This window comes from Rhodoferax saidenbachensis, assembly GCF_001955715.1.
GTDB lineage: Bacteria > Pseudomonadota > Gammaproteobacteria > Burkholderiales > Burkholderiaceae_C > Allorhodoferax > Allorhodoferax saidenbachensis.
Genome location: NZ_CP019239.1, coordinates 240,997 through 265,914, shown reverse-complemented (window position 1 = coordinate 265,914; position 24,918 = coordinate 240,997). Strand labels below are relative to the sequence as shown.

The following is a 24,918-nucleotide window of genomic DNA, read 5'->3' as shown; positions in this document are numbered from 1 at the left end:
AACGGCAAAGAATGCGAAACGCTGATTTTACGGGGCTGGCGCCACACTGTCGGTCGGCTCCATCACGCCATCCGGCGCCGGGCGCGTCAGCTCCCAGCTCTGCAGCTTGCCACCCAGGAATACACAGACCACGCTGGACTGCGCCGTGTCGGTCCAGCGGTAGCGCTCGGGTTGCGTGTCTTTGGGCGACTCCAATTGCCCCAGAGCACGGGTCATCGCCACAACATGCAGCAGAGGCAGGCCCGCTGCCAGTTTGGCGTGCAGCATGACGGCACTGTCCACATGGCCGATAGGGCGGTTGGCCGCGCGCTTGAGGATGTGCAGCATGCGCGTGAAGTGCAGCAGTTGCCACATCACCAAACCACCGGCCACCAACGCCAGGCCGGGCCAGCCATACGCACGATAACCAGCCACCACCAACACAACAGCTGCCAGCGGCAATAGAATTTTTTGAATTTGCATGCGCCTATTTTCGCAGGATGGGCCACACCACCTGCACATGCAGTCCGCCCAGGAGTGCGGAGGATTGCGCGGTCACCTGCGCCCCGGTCACATCCGCGATCCGGCGCACGATGGACCAGCCCAGACCACTGCCGCTTTGGGTGTGGCCCAGCACCCGGAAAAACCGCTCGCCCAGGCGCCGCATATCCGCACTGGCCATGCCAGGGCCGCTGTCATGCACCTCCAAGACCACCTGTTCGGATGTGCGGGCCACACGCACCAGCACGCGCGCACGGTCAGGGCTGTAGCGCAGGGCATTGTCCAGCAGGTTGCGCAACAACATGGCCAGCCAGACTGCTGGCGCAGCAACGGTGCAGGCCACGTCTGCATCCGCCTCCAGCGCGAGGTCCTGCCCACGGGCTAATGCGGAGGGTGCCAAGTCTGCGGCGACCTGCCGGGCCAGGGTGCGCAGATCGCAGACCTCTGCGGTGGGGGCCGCAGCAGAGGTCTCCAGCCGGGCCAACGCGAGCAGTTGGTCTACCAAATGCGCGGCCCGGTCACACCCGGCCAACGTGGTCTGCAAAGCCAGGTCGCGTTGCGCGCTGTCTGCCCCGGCCCCCAAGGCCACCTGCGCCTGGGCGCGGATGGCGGCAATCGGCGTGCGCAGTTCGTGTGCGGCATCGGCGGTGAAGCGCCGCTCGCTTTGCACCATGCGTTCAATGCGGGCCAGCAGGCCGTTGAGCGCGGCCACCAGCGGCTGCATTTCGGTCGGCACGTCGGGCACGGCGACCGGGTTGAGCGCATCGGGTGCGCGCTGGCCCAGCGTATGGCTGAGGGCGCGCAACGGCACCAGCGCACGGTGCACCGCCCACCATAACAAGGCCGCCAGCACGGGCAAGGCCAACGCCATGGGCAGCAACATGCCGCGCAGCATGGCCCAGACGATGTCGTTGCGCGCGTCCACCCGCTCACCCACATACACCTGCACATCACGGTCGGCACCCCGGGTGGCAAACACACGCCAGATTTCACCGCCATCGCGCACGGTCTCGAAGCCACGGATCTCATGGCTCAGCGGTTCAGTCCCGGCATTGGCCGAGCGCATGACCAGCGTGCCTTCATGGAACACCTGAAACGCCACCCGCGCGCTGTACTTGTGCAAGGCTGGCGCATCGGCCACGGCGTCGTCGTCCAGGTCCAACGGCTGCACCACCAATATGGCGGCGGCCTGGGCCAGGTGGCTGTCCATGAGTTCGTCCACTTCGTGGCGGGCATCCACCCAGGTCCATACCGCTACGGCCAACCACACCAGGGTTAAGGAGACAGACAGCAGCACCAGCAGGCGCAGTTGCAGCGAGCGGCCGGCACCCATGGTCAGGCGCCCGGCTGCGGATTCACGCGGTAGCCCACGCCCCGCACGGTCTGGATGGCATCGGCCTGCAGCTTGCGCCGCAGGTGGTGGATGTGCACCTCAATCGCATTGCTCTCCACCTCGTGGCCCCAGCTGTACATCTGCTGCTCCAGCTGTTCGCGCGAGAGCACCCGCCCGGCGCTGCGCATCAGCGCATGCAAGAGGTCAAACTCGCGGGTGGACAAGGTCACCTCCGCACCTTGCCAAAGTACCCGGCGGGTGCCGGGTTCCAGTGCCAGAGCACCCATCTGCAATACCTCTTGTGCAACCCCATGCGAGCGCCGCACCAGCGAGCGCAGGCGCGCGGCCAGTTCATGCAAGTCCACGGGCTTGAGCACATAGTCATCGGCACCCAGGTCCAGCCCGCGGATGCGGTCGGGCACCGCGTCCCGAGCCGTCAGCACCAACACCGGGGTGACCACGCCTGCGCTGCGCAGGGCCTGCAGCACGTCCAGGCCGTCCTTGCCCGGCAAACCCAGGTCCAGCACGGCAGCGGTGTACTCGCCACCTGACAACTCGCGCTCGGCCGCCAGACCATCGCGCACCCAGTCGACCTGAAAACCCAGCTGGCGCAGCCCGGCCCGCAGGCCGTCGCCCAGCATGGCATCGTCTTCGGCAAGCAACACGCGCATTCAATGGACTCCGTGGGAACTGGTCAGACTATTGTGCATGGCGGCTGCTCAGTCGTTCTCGCCATCACCTTGCCCACTGAGCACGGCACTGATGGCCTGCTCCGAGATCAATCCTTGGGGCGACTGCTGCCACTCCCAGGTCCAGTAGGCCAACACCGCACACAGCAGCAAGGCCGCCAACCAGCCGTGGTTGCGCTTGGCCAAGTCCGGGCCGGGTTCATCGGCACGGCCGGTCACCATCTGTGCCGCCAGATTCTTGCGGCGCAACACACTGAGGCCCACGATGGCGGCAATATGCGCCAGCACCACGGCCAAGACGGTGTTGCCAAAGAATTCGTGCACGTCTGCTACCCAGTCGCCACCCAGAAAGTCGCCCCACTCGTTGTAGGTGGCGTAACCCGACAGCGTGAGCGGCAGCACCAGCATCAACAAGGCAACGATGGCCAGCGCCATGAACAGGTTTTGCCCCTGGCGCCAGTTCACCGCCGGGTGTGCGTCCACTTCCGCAGTGGTGTTCACGGCGGCCTTGAGCGATTTCGCCCAGGGCCAAAGGCCCGAGACCTTACGCCACAGCAGGGTCAGACCCGCCTGGCGCGGCCCCAGCAGACCGTACAGCACGCGAAAGACCAACAAGCCCGCCATGGTGTAGCCCAGCGTGACGTGCAGCAGGCGCAAGCGCTCGCCATCGGCCGTGAGGTAAGCGCCCAGAAAGCTCAGGGCAAATAGCCAGTGAAAGACGCGGGTGGGCGCATCCACCACACGGCGGCGTCCAGGTTGGGCCGGCGCGGTGCCGGGGGGAAAGGTCGTAGTGTTCATGTTGGGCCTCGTCAAATGGGGCAAGGTGGTGGAAGGTCAGTCAGACCAGTTGCGGCGAAAGCGCGCATCCAGGCCTTTGGGGAAGGTGATTTCGCGTTCGCTAAAGCTGCCTTTGTCGGCCCGCGTGTGGCAGGCCATGCAGTTGGCCGCGCTCTTGACCGCGGCTTGCTTCCAGATGGCAGGGTCCAGCTCATCGTGTTTGCGCACAAACCAGGCCGAGGTGGTGATACGGTCTTGCGGTGGCTCCTCCCGCACCCGCTTGTAGGTCCCCGCATTCACCTGCAACCACTGGCTGATTGCGCGCACACTGGTTTCGTCCAGGGACGCATCGGTGCCGTAGTGTTTGCTCAGCGAACCCATGACCCGTTTCCAGGACGCAGCAGGCAACATGCCCGCCGGGTAGGCAATGTGGCAGGCCGCACATTCGGCCTGGTATTGGGGCAGGGGCGGCACCATGGGGCCTTTGGAATCGGCCCAGGCGCTGCCCACCGCTAATCCAGTCAGGGCCAAAGTTGCTATCCATTTAGGAGCTGCTTGCGCATATTTCACGAGGGCTAGAGGCCGATTTTCCATAAATTTCCTTTGGGTTGACGTACCGTGAGCCTTCAGCGCTTGAGGCTGATCAGCCAGGCCAGCACATCGGCTTTTTCGGCGGCGGTGCACGCGCGGGCCAGCACGTCATTGCAGTTGCGGCGGAACCACTTTTCGCTTTTGGCGGGGTCGGTAAAGCGCTCGGGGTTGAAGGCAGGGGCCAGCGGGCCCATGGGCTTGCCGGTGCTGGCATGTTTGCCGTCACCCGTGGGCAGTGCGCTGTGGCAGGACGCACAGCTCCACTCGCGGCCGTGTTGGGCATTGAAAAATTGTTGACCTTGGGCCGGATTGGGACTGCGTCCCGCCTGGGCGGCCAGCGCGTTCAATTGTTCAGCGGGGGTGCCCGCCGACGCCGTGGTGGCGCACGCCCAAGCCAGCGTCACCCCACCCAAAATCCTGAAAAATGTATGCATGTAAGCCTCCATGCCTTGCATGGTGGGCTACACACATTAAATGCCGCTTAAGAAGCGGCGACGCAACAAGCGCGCAGGTCAGTCGCTTAAAAGGTTTCCCAGTCATCGTCCCCGTTGGACGGTTTGGCGGTGGTCACGGGCTTCGAGGCTGGAGCAGCGGGTTTGTTCGACAAGGAGGCCATGGGCTTGGCACCAGTGGCCGGTTTGCTGGTCTTGGCGGGGGATGCCGCAGGCTTGGCCAGCGCCGGGCGTGGCGTGGCCGTCGATGGCTTGGGTTTGGTACTGCTGCCAGGAGCCGCCTTGGCCGCGACGGACTGGTTGTCCAACTTGAACGCGGAGACCACTTCGGCCAGGCGCTGAGCCTGGTCTTTCATGCTGCTGGCTGCGGCGGCCGACTCTTCCACCAGCGCGGCGTTTTGCTGGGTCATCTGGTCCAGCTCGTTCACGGCGGTATTGACCTGTGCGATGCCCTGGGCCTGCTCAGATGTGGCGGCGGTGATCTCCCCCATGATGTCGGTCACACGCTGCACCGAGCTGACGATTTCTGTCATGGTTTCACCAGCCTGCGCCACGAGGGCAGAGCCGCCCTGCACCTTGTCGACGCTGGTGTTAATCAGCAGCTTGATTTCCTTGGCGGCTTCGGCCGAACGGCCAGCCAGAGAGCGCACTTCACTGGCCACCACGGCAAAACCACGGCCCTGCTCACCGGCACGCGCCGCTTCTACGGCGGCATTCAGCGCCAGGATATTGGTCTGGAACGCGATGCCATCGATCACGCTGATGATGTCGGAGATCTTGCGCGAACTGGCATTGATGTCGTCCATGGTGGTCACCACCTGACTCACCACGCTGCCGCCACGTTGCGCCACCTGGGCGGCAGACGCGGCCAACTGGTTGGCCTGGCGGGCCGAATCGGCGGACTGCTTCACCGTGGCGGTGAGCTGCTCCATGCTGGAGGCGGTTTTTTCGAGATTGGAGGCGGTCTGCTCCGTGCGGTTGGCCAGGTCCTGGTTGCCGGTGGCGATTTCCTCGCTGGCGGTGGCAATGTTGTCGGTGCCGCGGCGCACGTCGGACACCAGATGCACCAGTTGCTCCTGCATGTGGGCAAGGGCCCGCATCATTTCGCCAAACTCATCGCCACGGTCCACCGACACTTTGGCGCTCAGGTCACCCGAAGCAATCTTCTCCGCCACGGCAATGGCTTCTTTCAGGGGTTGGCGGATCTGTCGGATCAGCACCAGCGTGCCCAGGATCAGCGCAACGAGCAGACCCGCCACCAAACCGCGCGCAATCCAGGCGTTGGCATTGCGCTCCACCTGGAAGCCTTCGTTCAGCGTTGCGTACCGGCCTCTTTGCAACTCACTGAACTCCTGCAGCGACTTCACGTATTTATCAACACTCGACAGCAAATTGGTTTTGACCTCAGCAGCCGCACTGGGCTGGTCACCGGCGGCCTTGAAATCACGCACTTTGGCCAGCGAAACCAGCGCTACCTTGCGCTCTTCGCCAATACGGTCAAACAGCTTTTTCTCGGTGTCGTCCAGCCCACTGGTTTCCACCTTTTTCTGCACTTCGGTGATGCGGGCGCTGCCGGCCGGAATCTGGCCCTTGAACAGTTCATCGATCGCCGGATCGGCCGTGGTCGCTGTGGCAACGATGCGGGTGAGCTGGGTTTCCACCTGACCAGACCATTGCAGGGCCAGATTGATCTTCTCGTTCTGGGCGGCAAAAGCGGCGTCGGCACGTGTTTGCACTTCCGTGCTGCGGTTGGTGGCAAACACCAGCGTGAACACCAGGAGTGCCATGACCAGCGCGACAAATAACCACAACTTGGCGCCCAACGTGAAGTAGGAGGATTTCATGCTGCAGTTCCCAAGGATTGAACTAATTCATCTTATCCACCCGGCGGGCCCTGCACAATGCGATAGGTCAAGATTTCACCCGAATCAGCCCAAGCCGCGCACCACCTCCATGGCCTGCTCGACCCGCTCCACCGCATGGATGGTCATGCCTTCGATGGGCTTTTTCGGTGCATTGGCCTTGGGCACCACGGCCACGCTGAAGCCCAGCTTGGCAGCTTCCTTCAGGCGCTCCTGGCCGCGCGGCGCAGGGCGCACCTCGCCCGCCAGCCCCACTTCGCCAAAGGCGATAAACCCCTTGGGCAGCGGTTTGCCGCGCAAGCTGGAGGTAATGGACAACATGACCGCCAGATCGGCGGCCGGTTCGGTGATGCGCACACCGCCTACCGCGTTGACAAACACGTCCTGGTCCATGCAGGCTACACCGGCGTGGCGGTGCAATACGGCCAGCAGCATGGCCAGGCGGTCCTTGTCCAGCCCCACGGAGAGCCGACGCGGGCTGGGGCCACCACTGTCCACCAGCGCCTGAATTTCCACCAGCATCGGGCGCGTGCCTTCCAGCGTGACCATGACACAACTGCCGGGCACCGGCTCTGCGTGCTGGCTCAGGAAAATGGCGCTGGGATTGGAAACACCCTTCAGCCCTTTTTCGGTCATGGCAAACACGCCGATCTCGTTGACCGCACCAAAGCGGTTTTTGATGGCGCGCACCAGGCGGAACTGGCTGTGCGTGTCACCTTCAAAGTACAGCACCGTGTCCACCATGTGCTCCAGCACCCGCGGCCCGGCCAGCGCGCCCTCTTTGGTCACATGGCCGACCAGCACGATGCAGACACCACTGGCCTTGGCGGCGCGCGTGAGATGCGCCGCACATTCGCGCACCTGGGCCACCGAGCCCGGGGCCGAGGTGAGCTGGTCCGAATAAACCGTCTGGATGGAGTCGATCACCGCGACATCCGGTTGTTGGGCGTCCAGCGTGGCGAGGATTTTTTCGAGCTGGATTTCGGCCAGCACTTTCACCTGCGAATGGTCCAGCCCCAGGCGACGTGAACGCAGCGCCACTTGCGCCCCGCTCTCTTCGCCGGTCACATAGAGGGTCTTTTTGCCCGAGCGTTGCAGGGAATCCAGCGCCTGCAACAGCAGCGTGGACTTGCCAATGCCGGGGTCACCACCGATCAACACCACACCGCCTTCGACAATGCCGCCGCCCAGCACCCGGTCCAGCTCTTCATGCCCGGTGGGTGTGCGCTCCACGTCACTGGCCTCAATGTCGGACAGCACCGTGACTTCCGCCGTTTTGGCCAGCGAGGCAAACCGGTTCTTCACGGCCGACTCCGCCTGCGCAACCGATTCGATCAGCGTGTTCCAGGCGTTGCAATGCGGGCATTTGCCCAGCCACTTGGGGCTGGTGCCGCCGCATTCGTTGCAGGTGTAGATGGTTTTGTCTTTGGCCATGGTGCGAATAATACTGTATAAAACAACAGATATCCATTCGACTTGATCTGCGTCAATGCTCATGTTTTTATAGCTATCCACGCAGTATCCATGAGACTAGACTGCAGTTTTCCCATCGAACGAAAACCGGATGACGCTGCCCCCGCCTGTTCCCTCGGCAACTGAAGGCCTCAGCCAGTCCCAGGCCGAACAGCGCTTGGCCCAGTGGGGCCCCAACCAGTTGCGGCCCGCAGTGCAGCGCGCGGCCCTGCTGCAATTTATGGCGCAGTTCCGCAATCCGCTGGTGCTGATCCTGCTGGCCGCGGCCAGTGTCTCTGCGCTGACGGGTGACTTGAGTGGCGCACTCGTGATCTCTGTGATCGTCGTCATGAGCGTCGCACTGGACTTTGTGCAGGCCTACCGCGCCGGCCAGGCTGCGGCCAAGCTCGCGCTGCAGGTGGCCGTCACGGCCACGGTGCTGCGCGACGGCAAACCCCACGACCTCCCCGTCGCCCAGTTGGTGCCCGGCGACGTGGTCTTGCTGTCCGCTGGCGACCTGATCCCTGCCGACGCCCATGTGCTGGAGGCCAAAGATTTCTTCGTCAACCAGGCCCAGCTCACCGGCGAGCCCTATCCGGTGGAGAAAAAGGCTCGCGCCACCGTGCCCGCAACCGAAGCCTCTTGGGAATTGGACGCAGTCGACAGTGTGTTTATGGGCAGCTCGGTGGTCAGCGGCTCCGCCCATGTATTGCTGGGGCGCACCGGCAGCAGCAGCGCGTTGGGGCAGATTGCAGTGAGCCTGGCCGACAAGGCGCCGCCCACAGCCTTTGAAATCGGCACGCGGCAATTTGGCGTGCTGATCATGCGCCTGACGCTGCTGTTGGTGCTGTTCACGCTCCTGGTCAATGTGGCCTTGCACCGCACCTTGCTCGAATCCTTCCTGTTCGCCGTCGCACTGGCTGTCGGCCTGACACCGGAGCTGCTGCCGATGGTGGTCTCGGTCACACTCACGCGCGGTGCACTGCGCATGGCCGCGCTCAAGGTGATCGTCAAGCGCCCATCGGCTATTCAGGATATGGGCGCGATGGATGTGTTATGCACCGACAAGACCGGCACGCTGACCGAAGCCCATATCCGCCTGGAGCGCCATGTCGATGCCGATGGCCGTGAGAACGCCGAGGTGCTGCGTCTGGCTTACCTGAACAGCTACTTCGAGAGCGGTCTGAAAAGCCCGCTGGATGATGCCATCCTGGCGCACGGCGAGATCGATGCCACAGGCTGGGCCAAGATTGATGAGGTGCCGTTCGACTTTGAGCGCCGCCGCGTCTCGGTGCTACTGGAAAAAGATGCGCAGCGCCAACTGCTGGTCAAAGGGGCCCCTGAAGACATTCTGAAACTCTGCACCCATTTCCAGGACCCCAGCGGTACCACGCAGACACTGGATGCAGCCAGCCTGCTGCGCATCAACGCCTTGTTTGACAGTCTGAGCGAGGAAGGTTTCCGGGTGCTGGGCATTGCGTGGAAGCCAGTTCCGCAAGACCATCCGCATGCAGTGATTTCAGACGAGAGCGCGCTGGTGTTTGCGGGCTTTGCCGCATTTTTGGACCCGCCCAAGGCCAGCGCCGGGCAGGCCCTGCAGACTATGGCCGACAGCGGCGTGGCCGTAAAAATCGTCACCGGCGACAACGAACGGGTGACGCGCCATGTGTGCACGCAGCTCGGCATTGCCATCACTGGCGTGCTTACCGGCACGGAGCTTGCCAGCATGAACGACGATGCCTTACGCGCGCGCGTCGAAGACGTCAATCTGTTCTGCCGTGTGAACCCGGCCCAGAAGAACCGCATCATCCTGGCCCTCAAGGCGCGCGGACATGTGGTGGGCTATATGGGCGACGGCATCAATGACGCGCCGTCGCTGCATACCGCCGATGTCGGCATTTCGGTGGACGATGCGGTGGACGTAGCCAAACAGGCTGCCGCGATGATTCTGCTGGAGAAAGATTTGATGGTGCTGCATGCTGGCATGCTGGAAGGGCGGCGCACCTTTGGCAACGTGATGAAGTACATCATGATGGCCACCAGCTCCAACTTCGGCAACATGTTCAGCATGGCGGCGGCCACCTTGTTTTTGCCATTTTTGCCGATGCTGCCACTGCAGATTCTTCTCAACAACCTGCTCTATGACGTGTCGGAAATTGCGTTGCCGCTGGACGAAGTGGACGCAGAAGATCTGACCCGGCCCAAACGCTGGGACATGGGCTTTATCCGCGACTTCATGCTGACGATCGGCCCTATCAGTTCGCTGTTCGACTTTCTGACCTTCTACCTGCTGTTGCGACTGTTCCAGGCCGATGAAACCCTGTTCCGCACCGGCTGGTTTGTCGAGTCCATCGCCACCCAGGTACTGGTGATTTTCGTCATTCGCACCCGTCGCAACCCGCTGCGCAGCCACCCGAACCGCTGGCTGACGCTCACATCACTGGCAGTGGTACTGGCTGCCATGGCATTGCCGTTCACACCGTTGGCAGGCATGCTGGGCTTCACCCCCCTGCCTGCAGCGTTTTTTGGCTTGCTGATAGCTTTGCTGGTGGGGTATCTCAGCTTGGTGGAAGGAGGAAAACAATGGTTCTACCGGCGACACATCCAGACTCCAAGGGCTTGAGTGCGGCCGATGCGGCTGCCCGTCTGCACGAAGACGGGCCCAACACGCTGCCCACGGACCGCCGTCGCACCTGGCTGGCCATTGCCATGGAAACCCTGCGCGAGCCCATGTTCGCGTTGCTCTTGGCGGCGGCCTTGTTGTATCTCCTGCTGGGTGATATGCAGGAGGGCCTGATTCTGCTGGCGCTGGTGTTGGTCGTACTGGCCCTGACACTGTACCAAGAAGGAAAAACCGAACAGGCCATAGCCGCCCTGCGTGATCTCACCAGCCCGCGTGCACTGGTGCTGCGCAACGGCGTTCCCACCCGTATCGCGGGCAGTGACGTGGTGTGCGGTGATGTACTGGTACTGGCAGAGGGCGACCGCATTGCTGCGGACGCGACCTTGCTGTCGGGCAGAGATATGCAGGTCGATGAATCGCTACTGACAGGTGAAGCAGTTCCTGTGGAAAAAAACCCGCACGCTCCACCGCTGCGCGGGTCGCTGCCCCCCGAGGGGGCCAACTCGCCTAGGGGCGGCCCATCCACCCTGTACTCCGGGACCTTGCTGGTACGGGGCCACGGCAGTGCGCTGGTGACGGCAACGGGCGCACGTAGCGAGATCGGCCGCATCGGTGCTGCGCTGGGCGCCCTGAACACCGAGGTCTCGCCGCTCAAGAAACAGACCGCACGGCTGGTGAAAGTGCTGGCGCTCGTCGCCCTGGGAGCCAGCCTGGCCTTGTTTCTGGCGTTTGGCCTGTTGCGGGGCGACTGGCTGGCTGCGCTGCTGGCGGCCATCGCCTTGGCGATGGCGCTGCTGCCACAAGAATTCACCGTGGTGCTCACCGTCTTGCCCGCGCTGGGCGCGTGGCGCCTGTCCAAGAAGCAGGTGCTGACGCGGCGTATTGCCGCGATAGAAACGCTGGGCGCCACATCGGTGTTGTGCGTGGACAAAACCGGCACGCTAACCGAAAACCGCATGACGGTGGCGCAGTTGCATGTGCAGGAGGCCGATGGAAGCAACGCCCACACACTGGACATTGACTACGCCGCCAGCGCCGAGCTGCCCGAAACCTTTCACACCCTGGTGGAGTACTCCATTCTGGCCAGTGTGGAGGAGCCCTTTGACCCGATGGAAAAGGCCTTCCACCGCCTGGGCCAGCATTTCCTGGCGGGCACGGAGCACCTGCACCGCGATTGGACGCTGGAGCGTGAATACGGCCTGACGCCGCAGCTGCGCGCCATGTCCCACGTGTGGCGTGCCGTCAAAGGCGAGGCGCATGTGGTGGCCGCCAAGGGCTCGCCCGAAGCGATTGCCGACCTGTGCCATCTGGACACGGCGGCCCAGCAGCGCATCGCGCAGGCGGTGGACGCCATGGCGGCAAAGGGCCTGCGCGTGCTGGGCGTCGCCGAAGCGCGTTTTGCGGGCACGGACTGGCCGGCCGTTGAGCATGATTTCGAATTTGCATTTGTCGGCCTGCTGGGGTTGGCAGATCCGCTGCGCGCCGAGATCCCGCTGGCCATGGCGCAGTGCCACAGCGCTGGCATTCGTGTGGTGATGATCACCGGCGACTACCCCACAACCGCCCTGGCCATTGCACGGGCCGCGCGGATACCTGTGAAAGAGGCTGCGAACGTACTGACCGGCGACACGATAGACACTCTGAGCGATGCCGAACTGCAGACCCACATGCAAACTGTGTCGGTGTGCGCGCGTGTGGCGCCACAGCAAAAACTGCGCATCGTGCAAGCCCTCAAAGCCAACGGCGAGGTGGTAGCCATGACCGGTGACGGCGTGAATGACGCCCCGGCACTGAAGGCTGCGCATGTGGGTGTGGCCATGGGCGGACGCGGCACCGACGTGGCGCGTGAAGCCGCGTCCCTGGTGCTGCTGGACGACAACTTCGCGTCCATCGTCGGCGCGGTGCAGCTCGGGCGGCGCATTTTTGACAACCTGCGCAAATCCATGTCCTACATCCTGGCCGTGCATGTGCCCGTGGCCGGCATGGCCTTGCTGCCCGTGCTGATGGGTTGGCCGGTATTGTTGTACCCGCTGCACATTGCGTTTCTGGAGCTGGTGGTGGACCCGGCCTGCTCCATGGTGTTTGAAAACGAACCCGAAGAAGCCGATGTGATGCAGCGTCCGCCGCGCGATGCCAGCGCACAACTCTTTGGTGGCATGACGTTGTTGCTGGCCTTGTTGCAAGGCCTGGGCGTATTGCTGGTGACCGTAGGGGCCTATCTGTGGAGCACCAGTTGGCTGGATGCAAATGCCAGCCGTGCCTTTGTTTTTGTGACTCTGGTCGCGGGCAATCTGGCACTGATTTTCTCCAACCGTTCGCGCTCGGGCGGGCTGTGGGCCTCACTGCAGGTACCCAATCGCACCTTGTGGATCGTGAGCGCCCTGGCGCTGGCCCTGATGGCGCTGACGGTGTATGTGCCGTGGCTGGCCAACTTGTTTTTCTTTGCACCGCTGACCGCACTTGATCTGATGGCCGCGCTGGGACTGGGCGGTGCGAGTGTGCTGTGGTTTGAGGCGATGAAACGCTGGCGCAGCACCGCGACCGCCCCCCACTAACGCGGAATACGCTCCCGCGCCTGGCGCACCTTCTCGGGGTTGATGGTGACGCGCACCTTCTCGAAGTTCACTGCGCCGGCAATGGCGTAGGCGGTCTCGGTCGCGGTGTTGCGGCCCACGTATTTGCTGATGGGCATGCCGTCCTTGTCCACAATGGGGACCACCCAGGGCGTGTTGGCGCGTTCGCCGCGCTGCACCGACACGGCGGTCTCGCCATTGGTCAGTTGCACGTAGCTGCCCGGCGGGTAAAACCCTACGGCCTGCGCCATGGCCGAGCCCACGCCCACCACTTCGCCCTCAGCCCCCATGACCATGGACTTGACGGCCTTGACCGGGGCAAACGACATGCGTGTCTTGCGCCCGGCCATACGCGCGACAAACCCATCGGCCAAGTGCAGCAATCGGCGGCTGGCCAGGTTGCGTGACATGGCCTTGGGCGACTGCGGTGCATGGTGCCAGCGCACGATGTCCAGCACGTCTTCGTCATCGATCCCCAGCGTCACCAGAATGTCCACACTGCGCCACGGATGGTCGGCGATCAAGGTGCGTTGCTCGGGCGTGAGGGGTTCACTTTGGCGCGCCAACGAGTCCTGCTCGCGCGCCATGCCGATGTTCATGGTCAGCGCAGCGCGCCGCAAAGTCTGGCGCTGCATCGGGTCCAGGCCCAGTTTTTGTCCGGCCAGGTCACACACCACGGCGCACAGCAGTGCATTGGTAGCGCAGTAGCCCAGCGTGCCGTCGGCCAGTGCCTGGAACAGGCAGAACAGGCTGTCGTCGGTGTCGGACTTCAACAGCGCCGCGCATTTGCGCTCCAGCCCGGCCAGCCGCGGCAGCGGGTTGATCGCCAGGCCGCCCTGGTACAACACACCGCGCAGCACCTCCTGAATGTCCAGCCAGCCGCCGCTGAACTGCTGCCCGACCACATAGTCGCGCTCCAGGATGACGCTGGGCATGGGTGCCGTGGCAATGGTGAGCACGTCCACGCCGTCGCGCAGCATCTGGTGCACCATGCGCTCATACGCCTGTTGCCAGGCCAGGCCTTCGGTGGCAGTAGAGCAGGCCTGGTGGGCATGCAACTTGTCGCGGTGCTGCTCCGACACGATGGGCTGGCCCTTGCGCAACAACAATTGCTGGCCGTTACCGCTCCAGACGTCTACGGGCAAGGGTTTGCCGACTTCCAGCATGGAGATGGGAATAGGGATGTAGTTCATAAGGGCCTAGGCCACCACCACAGGTACACGTGCCGCCAGGGCACACATCAATTCATAACCCACTGTACCGGCCAGGGCCGCCACTTCATCAATCGTCAGCCACGCGCCATTGGTTGCGCGCCCCCACAAGGTGACCTCGCTGCCCACGTCGGCATCGGGTACCGGCCCCAGGTCCACAGTGAGCATGTCCATGCTGACGCGGCCCACGGTACGGGTTCGCACCCCGTTCACCAGAACCGGTGTGCCGCTGGGGCAGATGCGCGGGTAACCGTCGGCATAACCGCAGGCCACCACCCCAATGCGCATCGGCGCATCGGCCACGAAATTGGAGCCATATCCGACCGTAGCCCCGGTGGACAGTGCCTGAACAGCTATGATTTTTGCAGCAAGCGTCATGGTCGGCTGCAAACCCCAGTGCGCAGCGTCATGCTCCGGGTAGTCGGGCGCGCTGCCGTAGATCGCAATGCCGGGGCGCACCCAGTCCGAGGCGGCTACGCTGTCCGGGTGGCGCAGGGTGGCCGCGCTGTTGGCCAGCGAGCGCTCACCGGGCAGGTCGTCGGTGGCCTGCGCAAACAGTGCCATTTGGGTGGCCACGCCCCGCGGACCATCCGCGTCGCTGAAGTGGGTCATCAGGGAAATTTCGTCTACCTGGGGCAGCGCGTTCAGGCGTGTCCAGGCGGCGCGCATCTGGGACGGTGCAAAACCCAGGCGGTTCATGCCGGAGTTCATCTTGAGGAACACACGCTGCGGCACATTGGTCTTGTGGGCCGCCAGCATGTCGATCTGCGCCTCAGAGTGCACCGTGTGCCACAGGTCCAGACGCGAGCACAGCTCCAGGTCGCGCAATTCAAACGCGCCCTCTAACATCAGGATGGGGCCGCGCCAGCCCAGGTCACGCACACGCTTGGCCTCGGCAAAGTCCAGCAGCGCAAAACCGTCGGCACCGCGCAGGCCGTCAAACACATGTTCGATGCCGTGGCCATAGGCGTTGGCCTTGACTACGGCCCACACCTTGGCATCCGGTGCCCGCAAACGCGCCTGCGCGAGGTTGTGGCGCAAGGACTGGATATGGATAGTGGCTTGGATGGGACGGGGCATGGCAAGGAATTGAGGCGCGGAATGTAGGGATTTTGACATTGCCCGGCATGCTATAACCGCAGCACGTTTGGAGTCTCACAACAATACCCACCGCATTAGAAACACTGATGCGCGCCCACCCTATCGATGAAACGCGGTTTTTACACCATCATGTCAGCGCAGTTTTTCAGCTCGCTGGCCGACAACGCGCTGTTCGTGGGAGCGGTACAACTGTTACGCAGCAGCGGCGCGCCTGAATGGCAGCAGGCCGCGCTGGTGCCCATGTTCGCGCTGTTTTATGTGGTACTGGCACCTTTTGTCGGCGCCTTTGCCGACGCCTTGCCCAAGGGCAAGGTCATGCTGATCAGCAATGGCATCAAGATTGTGGGCTGCCTGATGATGCTGTTTGGCACCCATCCGCTGATGGCCTATGCCATCGTTGGCTTGGGCGCGGCGGCCTACTCACCGGCGAAATACGGCATCCTCACCGAGCTGCTGCCGTCCTCGCAACTGGTCAAGGCCAACGGCTGGATTGAGGGCCTGACGATTGCCTCCATCATCCTGGGCGTGCTGCTGGGTGGGCAACTGGTAGGCCACAACATCTCTTCGGCCCTGTTGTCTTTTGACTTTCCCTTCATCACCACCAGCATAGACACGGCACCCGAGGCCGCCATCTGCGTGCTGATTTTTGTCTACATCGCCGCCGCCTGGTTCAATACCCGCATCCCGCTGACCGGTGTACCCATGCGCCCGCTGCCCGAGCGCATGATCTCCCTGTTGCCGGACTTCTGGAACTGCAACCTGCGCCTGTGGCGCGACCGGCTGGGCCAGATTTCACTCTCCACCACCACCCTGTTCTGGGGGGTCAGTGGCAACCTGCGCTACATCGTGCTGGCTTGGGCCGCAGCGGCACTGGGTTACAGCGTGACGCAGGCCTCGGCACTGGTGGGCGTGGTGGCCATCGGTACGGCCGTCGGTGCCGTGGCAGCCTCCATGCGCATGAAGTTGGACCAGGCGACCAATGTGATGCCGCTGGGTATCGCCATGGGCCTGCTGGTGATCCTGCTCAATTTCATTACCAACGTCTGGGTGGCAGCGCCGTTCCTGATCTTGCTGGGTGGCCTGGGGGGGTTTCTGGTGGTGCCCATGAATGCGCTGCTGCAGCACCGCGGCCATAACCTGATGGGCGCAGGGCGTTCCATCGCGGTGCAGAACTTCAACGAACAGGCCTGCATTCTGGGACTGGGCGCGTTCTACAGCCTGTCCACCGGCATGGGGCTTTCCGCCTTTGGCGCCATCACCGTGTTTGGTGTGGTGGTGGCAGGCTTCATGTGGCTGATCAAACGCTGGCATGCACGCAACTGCCGTGAACATGCCGAAGAGGTGGAACACCTGCTGGATATCGCGCGCAGCGACAACCTGCACGGCTAAAAATATTGCCCCCACGCTCCGCCGCTGCGCGGGTCGCTGATCAGGCCCAGCCAGAGGCTAGGGCTCTTCAGGCTGTCCGAAGCCACGCAGGTGGCTCTGGAGCCGCAGCCTTCAGCCCCTCGGGGGCTAATTTTCCTTGGGGCGGCCCTGCGGAAAATTTGGCCCCCACGTTTCACCACTGCGGGCATAGCAGCCTGGCGCGGATTTGTCCCCTACCTCCGTCCTCGGACCACCTCAATCGCCAGCGCTGAGACTGCGGAAACTCGGTGACGGCGGATCGAACTTCGCCACATCAAACTCCACCCGGTTGCGGCCTTGCCGCTTGGCCACATAAAGGGCCTTGTCAGCGGCCTTGTACAAATCTTCCAAGGTACCGGCCATGCCTGCGGGCAACTCGCTGAGGCCAAAACTGGCCGTCACCGGCAAGGCCAGGGATTGCAACTGCAGCGGCGCCTGTGCCAGCGTCATGCGTAGCTTCTCCGCCACGGCACTGGCGCCGGCGCGCCCGGTATTGGGCAGCAACACAATGAACTCTTCGCCACCGAGCCGCGCCACCACATCCATCGCGCGCACGCCCTTGGTCAGAAGCTGGGCGACCTGCTGCAGCACTTCATCACCCGCGGGGTGGCCGTGCTGGTCATTGATTTTCTTGAAGAAGTCGATGTCCAGCATCAACAGGCAAGTCGGGCCCGGCGTGCGCGAGGCGCGCGACAGTTCGATCACCGCCAGACGCATGAATTCGCGTCGGTTGTACAGGCCCGTCAACTCGTCGTGGGTGGCGGTGAAGGCCAGCTCGGCCTGTTTCTCGGCCAGCGCCTGGTGCGCCCGCACAATTTCGCGGCGCAACAATACAGAGCCCATGTACTGGCGCAGCACCAGGGTCGAGACCACGAGACTCAGAATGGATACCACCAGCGCATCTCCGCGTATGCGGGCCAGCAACGCTGGATCTTTCTGGGTCAGATCGGCCACCTGGTAAAAAACCAGGTAGTTCACACCGAACACCGGGATGGCCATGGCCGGGCGCATCAACGACACCACGGCGATCAGCAGCGACACAATCGCAAACGGGGTAATGCCGGAGGTCACCATCTGATCGATCACCGACACGGCAATCGCGAACAACATGCCGCTGGCACAGGCCAGCAGTTGCAACACGATGGCGCGGTAACTGCCGCGTTCACTCTGGCGCAACAGGCGCCAGGCCAGAAAGCCCAACAAGAGCATCGCCAGCCCCATGTAGAAATGGGCCCAACCAATGGCGTTGCGGTAGCGGGCCTGCAAGTCACCGCCCGATCCGTCCCTCCCCAGCCAGAAGAGGCACACATACACCACATTGAGCACCAGGACCACCAGCGCGAAGACGCGGAGCCGGCGCACGGACTCCATCGTTGCCTCTCCCTGAACCACATCGTATTGCCGCATGTGCGCGAGAAGCCACTGCCCCAGGCGCTGCCACTTGCCCACAGGGGGCCCCGCCATCTCCATACGTCTGCCTTCACGCTATTGTTTGCAATCATCTTCTCAGCAAACTGCGCTTGAAACAAGTTTTTTTCGGAAGTGCTATGTTCTCGGCTGAACGCAACTTGGGAAAACTTTTTCATGACCACCATTTACGACTTCGAAGCCCAGCAAATCAATGGCACATCGGTTGCCCTGAGCCACTTCAAAGGCAAGGCCTTGCTGATTGTCAACACCGCCAGCGCCTGCGGCTTCACGCCGCAGTTTGCCGGGCTGGAGGCGCTGCACAAGAGTTATGGCGAGAAGGGTTTGGTGGTGCTGGGCTTTCCCTGCAACCAGTTTGGCGCACAGGACAAGGGCAGCAACGATGAGATCTCCGAATTCTGCCAACTCAACTACGGTGTGAGTTTTCCCATGATGGCCAAGATCGATGTCAACGGTGGCGGCGCCCACCCGCTGTACCAGTGGCTGACCAAGGAGGCCCCGGGCCTGCTGGGCACCAAGGCCATCAAGTGGAACTTCACCAAGTTCCTGATCGGCAAGGATGGCAGCGTATTGAAGCGCTATGCGCCGACGGACACACCTGCCAGTCTGTCCAAGGATATTGAGGCAGCGCTGGCCGCCTGAAGCTGCGGGGTCAACTACCCGTCAGGGCGGCATCCAGCAACTCCACCCAATGCCGCACCGGTGTATCGGTGCCGCTTTGCAGGTGGGTAATACAACCGATATTGGCCGACACGATCACTGCAGGCTGCAAGGCCTCCAGATGGCCCAGCTTGCGGTCGCGCAGACGGGTGGACAGTTCGGGTTGCAGCACGCTGTAGGTACCGGCTGAGCCGCAGCACAGATGGGCTTCGTTGTTGCTGGTGCAAAGGTTCAACCCCAGCTCCGCGAGATGTAGTTCCACCACTCCCTTGATTTTTTGTCCGTGCTGCAAGGTGCAGGGCGGGTGGAAGGCGATGGTTTCCTGCGGGGCGTCTGCGGGGAGCGCCACCTTGTCTTTGAGCAGCGGCACCAGCAGGGGCAGCAACTCGCTCAGATCACGTGTCAGCGCGCTGATGCGCTGCGCCTTGTCGGCATAGGCCGGGTCACCCTGCAACAGGTGTCCGTATTCCTTGACCGTGACGCCGCAGCCCGAGGCGTTCATGACAATGCACTCCACCGCACCGGCTTCCACCTGCGGCCACCATGCATCGATGTTGTTGCGCATCTGGGCCAGGCCGCCCTCCTGGTCGTTGAGGTGGAATTTGACGGCGCCGCAGCAACCGGCCTGCGCGGCCAGCACAGTCTGGATGCCCGCCGCATCGAGCACACGCGCGGTGGCGGCATTGATATTGGGCGACATGGACGGCTGCACACAGCCGCCCAACATCAGCACCTTGCGCGCGTGGCTGCGGGTGGGCCAGGTGCCCGCGTCCTGGCGCGCTGGCACCTTGTTTTTCAGGGCCTGCGGCAGCAGCGGACGCACCAGTTGCCCCAACTGCATGGCAGGCGCAAAGAGTTTGGACGTCAGGCCTTCTTTCAGCGCCCAGCGCACCACGTTTTCGCTGGCCGGGCGCTGCACCTTGGCGTCCACCAGCTTGCGGCCGATGTCGACCAGGTGGCCGTAGTCCACACCCGAGGGACAGGTCGTTTCGCAGTTGCGGCAGGTCAGGCAGCGGTCCAGGTGCATCTGCGTGGCGCGCGTGGGTGTCTCGCCTTCGAGCACCTGCTTCATCAGGTAGATGCGCCCGCGCGGGCCATCCAGTTCGTCGCCCAGCAACTGGTACGTGGGGCAGGTGGCGGTGCAAAACCCGCAGTGCACACACTTGCGCAAGATCGCCTCGGCGGCGAGGCCATCGGGGGTACCTTGGTACTCAGGCGCGAGCGTGGTTTGCATCAGAAGTCAGACTTGGATTGAAGATGCCGTGCGGGTCAAACGCCGCCTTGAGGCGCTGCGCAATCACCGCCTGCACTGGATTTTCAGTGCCAAATTGGCCTGTAGCCCCTGTGGAATGTGCGCGAGCAGCTACAAAAACAGTAGCGTTTCCGCGTGCAGCCAAGGCTGCCGACTGCAGCTGCACGGCAGCATCAGCGGGCGCCCACAACCAGCGCAGGCCACCATGCCACTCGACCAGCGGCGCCCAGGGCAAGTTCATGACCGGCGCAGTCTGCGCCACGCTCAGACGCCACAGCGCCAGGCTGTCATCTGTTGGGCGCTGGAAAAAAGGCGCTATCTGGTTGCGGCACTGCTCCCAGCCGGATGCCGCATCCGATGGAGCCACACGTTCACCCGGCACATCCCGCAGCAAGGTCTGGCAGGCCGCTTCCACCGCAGCGATGGCACCGCGCAGGCGCACCCACAATTGGCCCGCGCCCTGCGCCACCGGTTCCCAGCGGCTGGCATTGAGTGGCAGCGGCTGGCCGCCCCAGCGGTGCAAGTGCTCCAGCGCAGTGGTCTGGTCCAGCGCAAACACCAGCGTGGCCTCGGCCGGCGCACGCGGCAACACTTTCAGTGAAACCTCGGTGATCAGCCCCAGCGTGCCTAAAGCGCCGACCATCAGGCGCGAGACGTCGTACCCCGCCACATTCTTCATGACCTGGCCGCCGAATGTCAGGTGTTCGGCGCGGCCGTTGAGCAATTTCAGGCCCAACACATAGTCACGCACACCGCCCACGCTGGCGCGCGCGGGACCCGCCAGGCCACTGGCGACCATGCCACCGATCGTCGCTGCGCTCCCGGTGGCAATGCCACTATTTGTGAAACGCTCGCCCAAGGGCTCCGCGGGGGTCGCTCTGTTCGGCTGCGACCACGTGAAGTGCGGTGGCTCAAAAGGCAGGCACTGGCCTTTTTCTGCCAACACCGCTTCGAGCTCGGCCAGCGGCGTGCCAGCTGCCACGGTCACGACCAGTTCGCTGGGCTCATAGCTCAGGATGCCTCGCAGGGCCGTGGTGTCCAGCACCTGGCCCTGTGACTGGCCCACATAAAAGTCTTTGCTGCGGCCCCCGCGAATACACAGTGGCGTGCACGCCGCGACTGCGGCCTGCACCTGGTCGGTGGCATGGCGCAAGGCGGTATCGAATCCGGGTGGGGACAGCATGCAGCGATGGTAAGGGTCGGTGCACGCAGGCTGCGTGAATTTTTTGAAACGCCAAGCGCCAAAAAATTCTGGAAACTAGGGCCTGTTCACACTAATTTCCCCAGATGCGTTGCGGATCAAAAAGGCCATGCGCAAGGCGCGAAACGCAGCCGGGGTATCCCCCCGGCAAGGCTTCGCAACGCCGCGCATGGCAGTTTTGGCCGCAACCCGAAGGGAACGGGGTGCAAACAGTGCCACTCGTTGTTGCACTCCTAGCCCAGACACCCGGTCTGGGCGTCGTCGCGCGCCTAGATTGGCACTGTTTGCACCCCGTTCGCACTCGGGAAATTAGTGTGAACAGGCCCTAGTCCACGAAGAAATTCACCGGCAGGCCGGGCACGTCCACGCGCATGGAAAACACGCCACCCGATGGGGGGAAACGGTCCAACTCTTCAGCGCTGCGGCCATGGCGCGCGGTGGTGAGGTACAGGGTCTTCAAGTCTTCGCCGCCCAAGCAAGGCATGGTGGGGCACTGCGCAGGGGTGGCGATCTCTGCGAGCAAGCGGCCATCGGGTGCGAACTTGCAAAGGCGACGGCCTTCGAACATGGCGGTGTAGTAGTTGCCTTGCACATCCACGGCCGCACCATCGGGGCGACCGGCATAGGCGGTGTTGTCAAAGCTCCAACCCGCAGGTTTGGGTGCGCACTGCTGAAAGGCGCGATGTGCAGACAGGGTGTTGCCAGCCAGGTCGTAGTCCCAGGCGTGCACGACGTGATTCGGCGTGTCGGCCCAGTAGAGCGTGCGGTTGTCCGGGCTCCAGGCCAGGCCGTTGGCGGTGAGTGCGTCACCGGCCTGGCGCGCGACCACAGGTGTGCCGCTGCGGCAGTCAATAGAGAACAGCGCCGCCGCGTGGCTGGCCTTGGGTTCGTCAATTGTGCCAACCCAGAAGCGGCCCAAGGCGTCGCATTTGCCGTCGTTGGCACGCACGGTGGCGGTGTCATACGGCAGCGTGACCACGTGCTCCAGCGCCCCGCCCCACTCGCGTGCACGGAAGACACCATGGCGCAGCGCAATCACCAACCCGCCGCTGGCGGCGGGTGCAATGCAGCCGGGTTCGCTGGGCATGTCCCATGCCTGCACAGTGCCCATATAGACATTGGCACGCAGGATTTTTTTGCCAGGGATATCGACCCAGTACAGGGTTTGCTCGTGCGGATGCCAGAACGGCGACTCACCCAGCTCGAACGTTTGCGCACCCAACTGCTGCCAGCTCATACCGCGCGCTCCACCTGGATGCGCATGGCGCAGGAATAGGTGTCACCGGGCTGCAGGATGACCACACCCAGGGACTCGGCAGAGGCGCTGGTCTGGGCCATCAGGTTCAGCGCGTTGTTGATGTGGCTGACCGGTTCGATGGCGATGTTGTCGCGCTCGGGCGTGGTGAACACCACGATACGGCTCAGGGCTGATGTGACCTCCGTGCGCAGCACGGAGTCTTCCAGCCGAAGCGTGCCGTTCCAGCCGTCAAAACAGTGGTCCACCGTCAGCGTAGCGCAGTCGTTGTCCAGCCCGGTGTGGGCGGCGTGGTGGGTGGGCAGCTTGTCGGTACCCATCTCCCAGCGGCCGGTGGCGGCGAACGCGACGCGGCTGCCCGGGTGCTTGGCAAAGTACGGGTGCCACCCCAACCCCACGGGCGCGGAGACCTGGGACTGGTTGGTGATGCTGAGAGTCATCTCCAGCGCGTTGTCGCTGATCTTGAAGACCTGGGAGCTGTCGAAGTCAAACGGCCAAGCCGTGTCGGCCTTGTGTTCAAACGAGAGCATGGCGAACTGGGCGCTGGACTCCAGCACCTCCCAGGGCCGCTCCCAGCCGATGCCATGGATGGCATGGGCCTCGGGCTCAAAATTTTTTACCAGCGGATGGCTGGTGCCAGCCCATTGCAGCTGGCCGTGGCCAATGCGGTTGGAGAACGGCACCAGCGGGTAGCTGCCCGACTGGCGCACCGAGTGCAGGTCTTGTGCGCGGGTGGAGCGCAGCACCGGCACATCGCCCAGCCACAGGCCGGCTATGCAGCCGCCAAGTTCAGGTTTGATTTCGCACCACAGTTCATTGGAGCGCAGGGTCAGATCGTTTTGCATGGGCCAAATTATGACCCCCAAGGGGGCTAATTTTTCGCTGGCGGGGCTGACCGCCAAGCGGTTCAGAACTTGGGACGGTCCGGCGAAAAATGGTGCGCCCGGTTCGGGCAAAAAAACGGCCCGGGAGAACCGAAGTTCTGCCGGGCCGAAGTCTCAAGAAGAAAGGAGACTGTCTCGCTATCTCACTAAATACAAGTCTGTCAGTCGCTTAGCGGTTGTAAGCGGTTTCGCCGTGGGACGTGATGTCCAGGCCTTCGCGCTCGTCTTCTTCGCTAACACGCAGGCCGATGGTCAGGTCCACCAGCTTGAAGGCGATGAACGACACCACACCCGACAGCACGATGGTGACCAGAACGCCTTGCGCTTGAATCCAGACCTGGCTGGCGATGGAGTACTCAGCACCCACTGCGTTGGCCACATAGTCGTACACGCCAGTGCCCCCCAGCGATGGCGCTGCAAACACACCGGTCAGCAGGGCGCCGACGATACCGCCCACGCCGTGCACACCAAACACATCCAGAGAGTCGTCTGCACCCAGCAGTTTCTTCAGACCGTTGACACCCCACAGGCAGGCGAAACCGCCAACCAGGCCGATGATGATGGCGCCCATGGGGCCCACAAAACCGCAAGCAGGTGTAATGGCAACCAGACCGGCCACAGCACCAGACGCTGCGCCGAGCATGGAAGCCTTGCCACGGGTCAGCGCTTCACCGGTGATCCAGGCCAGGGTCGCCGCAGCGGTCGCCAGCATGGTGTTGATGAAAGCCAGGGCAGCCAGGCCATTGGCTTCCAGATTGGAGCCAGCGTTGAAACCGAACCAGCCGAACCACAGCATGGCAGCACCGACCATGGTCAGTGTCAGGCTGTGAGGGGCCATGGGTTCCTTGCCGTAACCAATGCGCTTGCCAACCACGTAGGCACCGACCAAACCGGCCACAGCGGCGTTGATGTGCACGACGGTACCACCAGCGAAGTCCAGTGCGCCCTTGGCCCACAGGTAACCGGCAGCGCCCACCACTTTTTCCAGAGAAGCTGCGTCAGTGATCGCGTCAGGGCCGGCCCAGTACCAGACCATGTGTGCCATGGGCAGGTAGCTGAAAGTGAACCACAACACGCTGAAAGCCAGCACGGCGGAGAACTTGATGCGCTCGGCAAATGCACCCACGATCAGGGCACAGGTGATAGCAGCAAACGTGGCCTGGAAGGCAACAAAGCTCAGCTCGGGGATAACCACACCCTTGCTGAACGTTGCAGCGATGGAGTCAGGGGTGATACCTTTGAGGAAGAGTTTGTCCAGCGTGCCGAAGAAGGCGCCGTCACCACCAAATGCCAGCGTGTAACCGTAAACGGCCCACAGCACATAGATCAGCGACGTGACAACGAAGACCTGCATCAGGACCGACAGCATATTCTTGCTGCGCACCAGGCCACCGTAGAACAGGGCCAGACCGGGGATGGTCATGAACAGAACCAGGGCGGTCGCGGTTGCCATCCAGGCGGTGTCGCCCTTGTTGGGAACCGGTGCGGGAGCGGCGGCTGGCGCAGCGGCCGCTGCAGCAGCGGGAGCGGCAGCAGGGGCAGCCGCGTCAGCGGGTTTGGTTTCAGCGGCGGGCGCTGCAGCAGCAGGGGCTTCAGCAGCGGGAGCGGCGGCGGTTTGCGCCATCGCAAAGCTTCCCGCGCCAATCAGGCTCAGGCCCAAGGCCAGGGATACAAGCAGTTTTTTCAT

The 24,918-nt window shown here is 63.2% G+C and carries 20 protein-coding genes; 4 read left to right on the top strand and 16 right to left on the bottom strand.

The genetic code is table 11. The features are described 5' to 3' along the window. Positions 1–27: 27 nt before the first annotated feature. The 8 genes from RS694_RS01275 to radA form a co-directional block, all read right to left on the bottom strand. Complete coding sequence (locus RS694_RS01275; protein ID WP_029707867.1) at positions 28–462, bottom strand: hypothetical protein; 435 nt, start codon at positions 460–462, stop codon at positions 28–30. 4 nt (positions 463–466) lie between these two features. Continuing rightward, positions 467–1,813 (bottom strand): ATP-binding protein, encoded by a 1,347-nt coding sequence (locus tag RS694_RS01270; protein WP_029707868.1) that lies wholly within the window; start codon positions 1,811–1,813, stop codon positions 467–469. 2 nt (positions 1,814–1,815) lie between these two features. Beyond that, positions 1,816–2,484 carry a response regulator transcription factor gene (locus tag RS694_RS01265; RefSeq protein ID WP_029707869.1) on the bottom strand — a complete coding sequence of 223 codons (669 nt, stop codon included), beginning with the start codon at positions 2,482–2,484 and terminating at the stop codon, positions 1,816–1,818. Between the two features lie 48 nt (positions 2,485–2,532). Next, positions 2,533–3,300: a cytochrome b/b6 domain-containing protein gene (locus tag RS694_RS01260; protein ID WP_029707871.1), complete on the bottom strand. Its 768-nt coding sequence runs from the start codon at positions 3,298–3,300 to the stop codon at positions 2,533–2,535. A 36-nt stretch (positions 3,301–3,336) separates the two neighbouring features. Next, positions 3,337–3,873 (bottom strand): diheme cytochrome c, encoded by a 537-nt coding sequence (locus RS694_RS01255; protein ID WP_029707872.1) that lies wholly within the window; start codon positions 3,871–3,873, stop codon positions 3,337–3,339. 32 nt (positions 3,874–3,905) lie between these two features. Next, complete coding sequence (locus tag RS694_RS01250) at positions 3,906–4,304, bottom strand: DUF1924 domain-containing protein (protein ID WP_029707873.1); 399 nt, start codon at positions 4,302–4,304, stop codon at positions 3,906–3,908. 86 nt (positions 4,305–4,390) lie between these two features. Next, positions 4,391–6,166, bottom strand: coding sequence for a methyl-accepting chemotaxis protein (locus tag RS694_RS01245; protein WP_029707874.1), 1,776 nt, complete (start codon positions 6,164–6,166; stop codon positions 4,391–4,393). A gap of 84 nt (positions 6,167–6,250) precedes the next feature. Further along, positions 6,251–7,618 carry a DNA repair protein RadA gene (radA, locus tag RS694_RS01240; RefSeq protein ID WP_029707875.1) on the bottom strand — a complete coding sequence of 456 codons (1,368 nt, stop codon included), beginning with the start codon at positions 7,616–7,618 and terminating at the stop codon, positions 6,251–6,253. 130 nt (positions 7,619–7,748) lie between these two features. On the opposite strand from radA, the gene mgtA reads away from it, so the two are divergent. Beyond that, the gene (mgtA, locus tag RS694_RS01235) at positions 7,749–10,259 is read left to right on the top strand and encodes a magnesium-translocating P-type ATPase (RefSeq protein ID WP_029707876.1); all 2,511 of its coding nucleotides are present in this window, start codon (positions 7,749–7,751) and stop codon (positions 10,257–10,259) included. Next, on the top strand, positions 10,220–12,814 hold the full coding sequence (locus RS694_RS01230) for a cation-translocating P-type ATPase (protein ID WP_029707877.1): 2,595 nt from the start codon (positions 10,220–10,222) through the stop codon (positions 12,812–12,814). Before mgtA ends, RS694_RS01230 begins: the two co-directional genes overlap by 40 nt. Here the strand turns inward: RS694_RS01230 and RS694_RS01225 are convergent. Both RS694_RS01225 and alr read right to left on the bottom strand, forming a co-directional pair. Then, positions 12,811–14,025, bottom strand: a complete 1,215-nt coding sequence (locus RS694_RS01225; RefSeq protein WP_029707878.1) for an HD-GYP domain-containing protein — start codon at positions 14,023–14,025, stop codon at positions 12,811–12,813. The genes RS694_RS01230 and RS694_RS01225 overlap by 4 nt on opposite strands. Before the next feature lie 6 nt (positions 14,026–14,031). After that, the gene (alr, locus tag RS694_RS01220; RefSeq protein WP_029707880.1) at positions 14,032–15,123 is read right to left on the bottom strand and encodes an alanine racemase; all 1,092 of its coding nucleotides are present in this window, start codon (positions 15,121–15,123) and stop codon (positions 14,032–14,034) included. Positions 15,124–15,249: 126 nt separating this feature from the next. Between alr and lplT the strand changes: the two genes are divergently transcribed. Continuing rightward, positions 15,250–16,533, top strand: a complete 1,284-nt coding sequence (gene lplT, locus RS694_RS01215) for a lysophospholipid transporter LplT (RefSeq protein ID WP_029707881.1) — start codon at positions 15,250–15,252, stop codon at positions 16,531–16,533. Positions 16,534–16,767: 234 nt separating this feature from the next. Here lplT and RS694_RS01210 read toward each other — a convergent pair whose 3' ends face one another. Beyond that, on the bottom strand, positions 16,768–17,922 hold the full coding sequence (locus tag RS694_RS01210) for a GGDEF domain-containing protein (RefSeq protein ID WP_152528821.1): 1,155 nt from the start codon (positions 17,920–17,922) through the stop codon (positions 16,768–16,770). A gap of 213 nt (positions 17,923–18,135) precedes the next feature. Here RS694_RS01210 and RS694_RS01205 point away from each other — a divergent pair, with 213 nt between their 5' ends. Then, positions 18,136–18,621 (top strand): glutathione peroxidase, encoded by a 486-nt coding sequence (locus RS694_RS01205; RefSeq protein ID WP_029707883.1) that lies wholly within the window; start codon positions 18,136–18,138, stop codon positions 18,619–18,621. A gap of 10 nt (positions 18,622–18,631) precedes the next feature. On the opposite strand, the gene glcF is transcribed toward RS694_RS01205, so the two are convergent. The 5 genes from glcF to RS694_RS01180 all read right to left on the bottom strand — a co-directional run bounded on the left by glcF (position 18,632) and on the right by RS694_RS01180 (position 24,918). Beyond that, on the bottom strand, positions 18,632–19,873 hold the full coding sequence (gene glcF, locus RS694_RS01200) for a glycolate oxidase subunit GlcF (protein WP_029707884.1): 1,242 nt from the start codon (positions 19,871–19,873) through the stop codon (positions 18,632–18,634). Continuing rightward, positions 19,851–21,074 (bottom strand): glycolate oxidase subunit GlcE, encoded by a 1,224-nt coding sequence (gene glcE / locus RS694_RS01195; RefSeq protein WP_037247376.1) that lies wholly within the window; start codon positions 21,072–21,074, stop codon positions 19,851–19,853. Before glcE ends, glcF begins: the two co-directional genes overlap by 23 nt. 343 nt (positions 21,075–21,417) lie before the next feature. After that, on the bottom strand, positions 21,418–22,329 hold the full coding sequence (locus tag RS694_RS01190) for an SMP-30/gluconolactonase/LRE family protein (protein WP_029707886.1): 912 nt from the start codon (positions 22,327–22,329) through the stop codon (positions 21,418–21,420). After that, on the bottom strand, positions 22,326–23,192 hold the full coding sequence (locus RS694_RS01185; RefSeq protein WP_029707887.1) for an aldose 1-epimerase: 867 nt from the start codon (positions 23,190–23,192) through the stop codon (positions 22,326–22,328). The genes RS694_RS01190 and RS694_RS01185 overlap by 4 nt, the downstream gene beginning before the upstream one ends. Before the next feature lie 208 nt (positions 23,193–23,400). After that, a complete protein-coding gene (locus RS694_RS01180) occupies positions 23,401–24,918 on the bottom strand; it encodes an ammonium transporter (RefSeq protein WP_029707889.1) in 1,518 nt (505 codons plus the stop codon).

Bases quoted from the DNA above. Each gene is read 5' to 3' on its own strand.
- RS694_RS01275 (WP_029707867.1), bottom strand. From the start codon at position 462: ATGCAAATTCAAAAAATTCTATTGCCGCTGGCAGCTGTTGTGTTGGTG.
- RS694_RS01270 (WP_029707868.1), bottom strand. From the start codon at position 1,813: ATGGGTGCCGGCCGCTCGCTGCAACTGCGCCTGCTGGTGCTGCTGTCT.
- RS694_RS01265 (WP_029707869.1), bottom strand. From the start codon at position 2,484: ATGCGCGTGTTGCTTGCCGAAGACGATGCCATGCTGGGCGACGGCCTG.
- RS694_RS01260 (WP_029707871.1), bottom strand. From the start codon at position 3,300: ATGAACACTACGACCTTTCCCCCCGGCACCGCGCCGGCCCAACCTGGA.
- RS694_RS01255 (WP_029707872.1), bottom strand. From the start codon at position 3,873: ATGGAAAATCGGCCTCTAGCCCTCGTGAAATATGCGCAAGCAGCTCCT.
- RS694_RS01250 (WP_029707873.1), bottom strand. From the start codon at position 4,304: ATGCATACATTTTTCAGGATTTTGGGTGGGGTGACGCTGGCTTGGGCG.
- RS694_RS01245 (WP_029707874.1), bottom strand. From the start codon at position 6,166: ATGAAATCCTCCTACTTCACGTTGGGCGCCAAGTTGTGGTTATTTGTC.
- radA (WP_029707875.1), bottom strand. From the start codon at position 7,618: ATGGCCAAAGACAAAACCATCTACACCTGCAACGAATGCGGCGGCACC.
- mgtA (WP_029707876.1), top strand. From the start codon at position 7,749: ATGACGCTGCCCCCGCCTGTTCCCTCGGCAACTGAAGGCCTCAGCCAG.
- RS694_RS01230 (WP_029707877.1), top strand. From the start codon at position 10,220: ATGGTTCTACCGGCGACACATCCAGACTCCAAGGGCTTGAGTGCGGCC.
- RS694_RS01225 (WP_029707878.1), bottom strand. From the start codon at position 14,025: ATGAACTACATCCCTATTCCCATCTCCATGCTGGAAGTCGGCAAACCC.
- alr (WP_029707880.1), bottom strand. From the start codon at position 15,123: ATGCCCCGTCCCATCCAAGCCACTATCCATATCCAGTCCTTGCGCCAC.
- lplT (WP_029707881.1), top strand. From the start codon at position 15,250: ATGAAACGCGGTTTTTACACCATCATGTCAGCGCAGTTTTTCAGCTCG.
- RS694_RS01210 (WP_152528821.1), bottom strand. From the start codon at position 17,922: ATGGAGTCCGTGCGCCGGCTCCGCGTCTTCGCGCTGGTGGTCCTGGTG.
- RS694_RS01205 (WP_029707883.1), top strand. From the start codon at position 18,136: ATGACCACCATTTACGACTTCGAAGCCCAGCAAATCAATGGCACATCG.
- glcF (WP_029707884.1), bottom strand. From the start codon at position 19,873: ATGCAAACCACGCTCGCGCCTGAGTACCAAGGTACCCCCGATGGCCTC.
- glcE (WP_037247376.1), bottom strand. From the start codon at position 21,074: ATGCTGTCCCCACCCGGATTCGATACCGCCTTGCGCCATGCCACCGAC.
- RS694_RS01190 (WP_029707886.1), bottom strand. From the start codon at position 22,329: ATGAGCTGGCAGCAGTTGGGTGCGCAAACGTTCGAGCTGGGTGAGTCG.
- RS694_RS01185 (WP_029707887.1), bottom strand. From the start codon at position 23,192: ATGCAAAACGATCTGACCCTGCGCTCCAATGAACTGTGGTGCGAAATC.
- RS694_RS01180 (WP_029707889.1), bottom strand. From the start codon at position 24,918: ATGAAAAAACTGCTTGTATCCCTGGCCTTGGGCCTGAGCCTGATTGGC.